The organism is Vibrio sp. ZF57 (assembly GCF_001691235.1).
GTDB lineage: Bacteria > Pseudomonadota > Gammaproteobacteria > Enterobacterales > Vibrionaceae > Vibrio > Vibrio crassostreae_C.
In genome coordinates this window covers 1-254 of record NZ_MAKD01000042.1, presented here as the reverse complement: position 1 = coordinate 254, position 254 = coordinate 1, and the positions used below count along the sequence as shown (strand labels likewise).

1 protein-coding gene is annotated in these 254 nt (G+C 40.9%); it reads right to left on the bottom strand.

Annotation, left to right across the window (positions count from 1 at the left end; genetic code table 11):
- Positions 1 to 73 precede the first annotated feature (73 nt).
- Positions 74 to 254: hypothetical protein (locus tag A6D97_RS22115; protein WP_032548213.1), on the bottom strand; the 181-nt coding region annotated here is incomplete at its 5' end.

The following is a 254-nucleotide window of genomic DNA, read 5'->3' as shown; positions in this document are numbered from 1 at the left end:
ATGTGTACAAGAGATTGGATTGACCTGATCAGTTAATTTTCCGGATTGGTATTAAAAATCGAACAAATATAAATCAAAAAGACTCTAGGATTTCTGCTTCGATGGGGATCAATATAGTCGACTTGGCTGACACTCCGGTCCTCAACGTCACTTTGAAAAAGTGACAGATACAAAAAAGCTCCAGCATTTCTGCTGGAGCTTTAAATATGGCAGGGGTGGAGAGATTCGAACTCCCAACACGCGGATTTGGAATC